Annotated in this window: 4 protein-coding genes; 3 read left to right on the top strand and 1 reads right to left on the bottom strand. The window is 71.7% G+C overall.

Going from position 1 to position 2,821, the window contains the following annotated elements:
- Together ACTHJJ_RS18475 and ACTHJJ_RS18480 are read left to right on the top strand one after the other, a co-directional pair.
- Positions 1 to 735 (top strand): FAD binding domain-containing protein (locus tag ACTHJJ_RS18475; protein ID WP_440304413.1); only part of this gene is annotated, 735 nt, incomplete at its 5' end.
- 6 nt (positions 736 to 741) lie between these two features.
- The gene (locus ACTHJJ_RS18480) at positions 742 to 1,593 is read left to right on the top strand and encodes an SRPBCC family protein (protein WP_440304414.1); all 852 of its coding nucleotides are present in this window, start codon (positions 742 to 744) and stop codon (positions 1,591 to 1,593) included.
- 11 nt (positions 1,594 to 1,604) lie between these two features.
- Here ACTHJJ_RS18480 and ACTHJJ_RS18485 read toward each other — a convergent pair whose 3' ends face one another.
- Positions 1,605 to 2,363 carry a class F sortase gene (locus ACTHJJ_RS18485; protein ID WP_440304415.1) on the bottom strand — a complete coding sequence of 253 codons (759 nt, stop codon included), beginning with the start codon at positions 2,361 to 2,363 and terminating at the stop codon, positions 1,605 to 1,607.
- Positions 2,364 to 2,508: 145 nt separating this feature from the next.
- On the opposite strand from ACTHJJ_RS18485, the gene ACTHJJ_RS18490 reads away from it, so the two are divergent.
- Positions 2,509 to 2,821 (top strand): hypothetical protein (locus ACTHJJ_RS18490; RefSeq protein WP_440304416.1); only part of this gene is annotated, 313 nt, incomplete at its 3' end.

Raw genomic sequence — 2,821 nt, forward strand, 5'->3', positions numbered from 1 at the left:
CGGATGCGCCTCAACGCCCCCTCGGTCGTCGTCGACCTCGGCAACGTGGCCGAGCTCCAAGGGATCTCGGAAGACGGCGACCATCTCGTCATCGGCGCCATGACGACATATGCCGCTGTGCTCGCTTCCGAGGCCGTCTCCACCCACGCCGCGCTGCTGTCCAAAGCGGTTGCGACCGTGGCGGATCCGCAGATCCGGCACCGGGGGACCGTGGGGGGCGCGCTCGTGCATGCCGACCCCGCCGGGGACATCGGCGCGCCCATCCTCGCGCTCGACGCCGAGCTGGTCATCGCCGGACAGGACGGCGCGAAGCGAACCGTCGCTGCAGCGGACTTCTTCGAGGACCTGTTCACAACGGCCGTCGCGGACGACGAGCTGCTGACCCAGATCCGCATCCCGAAGCACACCGGCTGGGGGGCGCACTACGAGAAGTTCGTTCGGGTCAGCCACCAGTGGTCCATCGTCGCCGTCGGCGCGACCGTGCGTGCCGAAGGTGGCTCCATCGCCGAGGCACGGGTCGGCCTGACCAACATGGGCTCGACGCCCTTGCGGGCGAGGGCCGTCGAGGAGGCCCTCATCGGCCAGCCCGCCACGGAGGAAGCGGTCCGCGCGGCCTGTGCCCAGGCAGCGGAGGGGACGAACCCACCGTCTGACCTGAACGGTGACGCGGACTACCGCCGGCACCTGGCGACGGTGCTGACCCGCCGCGCCGTCCTCGCAGCGGCAGGGGCGTGATCGCGGGTGGAGCTGCAGCACTCGTTCACCGTGCCGACCAGGGTCGAGGAGGCCTGGGACCTCTTCATGGACCTGAACCGCGTCGGCGGGTGCTTCCCCGGGGCGACGGTGACCGACTTCAGCGGAGAGGGGTTCGCCGGGACGGTCAAGGTCAAGCTGGGGCCGATCGCCCTGCTCTATGCCGGGTCCGGCTCGTTCCTCGAGCGTGACGAGCAGGCCCGGCGGGCGGTCATCGAGGCGAAGGGCAAGGACAAGCGAGGCAACGGCACGGCGGGTGCGACGGTCACGATCCAGCTCCGCGAGGAGGCCGGCGGCACCCGCGCCGACGTCCAGACCGACCTGTCGATCACCGGCAAGCCGGCGCAGTTCGGCCGGGGCGTGATGCAGGACGTCTCGGACAAGCTGCTCGGGCAGTTCGTCGCGTGCATCGAGAAGCAGCTCGCCGGAGGGGGTGAGGCGGCGGGCGGACAGGCGACTGCTGAGCCTGCCGCTACCCCGGCCCCGGTCCCGGCCGGGTCCGCGGCTTCCTCGGGCGAGGGCACCAGGCCTGCTCCGACGCCTGCCTCCAGGCCGACGGAGCAGCTCGGCGACTCGGAGGTCGATGCGGGCGCGGTCTCCGTGACCGACCAGCGCGGTGACGGTGGGCTGTCCGGAGCACGAGACGCCGGGCAGCCGATCACGTCGGGAGCGAGCGGGGCCTCCGGCGCGAGCTCAACGGCATACCGCCCGGTCGAGGACGACGTGATCGATCTCGGGGCCACCGTCCTGCCGGTTCTGGCACGGCGCTACGCCGGGCTGACCGTCGCCGGTCTCGCAGGGCTCGTCGTCGGGTGGCTGCTCGGGCGCCGTCGCCGCTGACTCGCGCCCGTTCAGCGATCCACGGGGATCGCGACGACGATGTTGATGTCGAGGTAGTTCTGGATCCGGTCGCTCCAGCGTCCACCGCAGGTGGCGAGGAAGAGCCGCTCCGGCCCGGCCGCGTCATACAGTCCCTCGCGGGAGACGATGGTCGGGTAGTCGTGCTTCGAGTCGACGGTGCGCCAGATCCGCTCGATGCGGTAGGAGCAGGTCGACCCGTTGGCCTGGACCATGTCGATGCGCTGGCCGGCCTGAACCCGTGCGGCGAAGTCCTCCTTGAAGATCGCCGACCCGTTCCGGTAGGTGTGGCCGTTGATGAGGACGGTTCCTCGCCCGGAGCCGGGCTGCGGCCCCGCGGCGAACCAGCCGGCGTGCCGGCGGTCGACCGGGTTGCCGAGGGGGCGCAGCCCGGCGGCGTCCGGGGCGACGTTCTGGTCAAGCCCGATGCGCTCGAACGCCGCATTCACGTCGAGCGCAGGGATGACGAGACGGGCCGGATTGCCTGCGCGGCAGGAGGATCCGTGCGTCGAGGGCAGGCCGGCAGGGGTCGCTTTGGCTGAGGCGGTGGGCGCAGGCGACGCGGTGGGCCGGCTCGCGGGAGTGGAGCCGGCCGTCCTGGTCGGCTCTGAGATCGTGGGCGCCGTGACCGTGGCCGGTGCCGCCGGCGCCTGGCCCAGGGGCTGGAACACGAGGATCCATACCCCTGTCAGGAGGGCCAGGACGCCGAGCGGGCGTAGCGTCAGGTCACGAGCGCGGCCTTTAGCAGCCACGTCGCGAGGTGAGTTCGTATGTCGCTGAGCTCAGTTCGTGCTGTCGGACTGGGCCTTGCGACCCACCAGCACGTTCCGTGAGAACAGGCCGAGCGCCGCAAAGAGCAGACCGGCACCGACGAGCGCGTTCGTCGGGGTCCCTTCGTTGCCCGAGCCACCCGTGTGGGGGGCGCCGCTCCCGAGTCCGCTGACGACCTCGGGCGTCTCCTCGGAGTGGTCCGGCGCGACAACCTCGGGTTCGTCCGTCGTCGGCGTGGTGGTCGGCGTGCTCGGGGTGACCGGCGGCGTGGTGCTCGTCGTGGTCGTGGTGACCGGCGGCGTGGTGCTCGTCGAGGTCGTGGTGACCGGCGGCGTGGTGCTCGTCGTGGTCGTGGTGACCGGCGGCGTGGTGACCGTCGTGGTCGTGGTGACCGGCGGCGTGGTCGTCGTGACCTCGGGCTCGGTCGTGGTGACCTCGG

Origin of the sequence: Intrasporangium sp., assembly GCF_051961875.1 — a bacterium.
In the GTDB taxonomy this organism is placed as follows: domain Bacteria; phylum Actinomycetota; class Actinomycetes; order Actinomycetales; family Dermatophilaceae; genus Intrasporangium_A.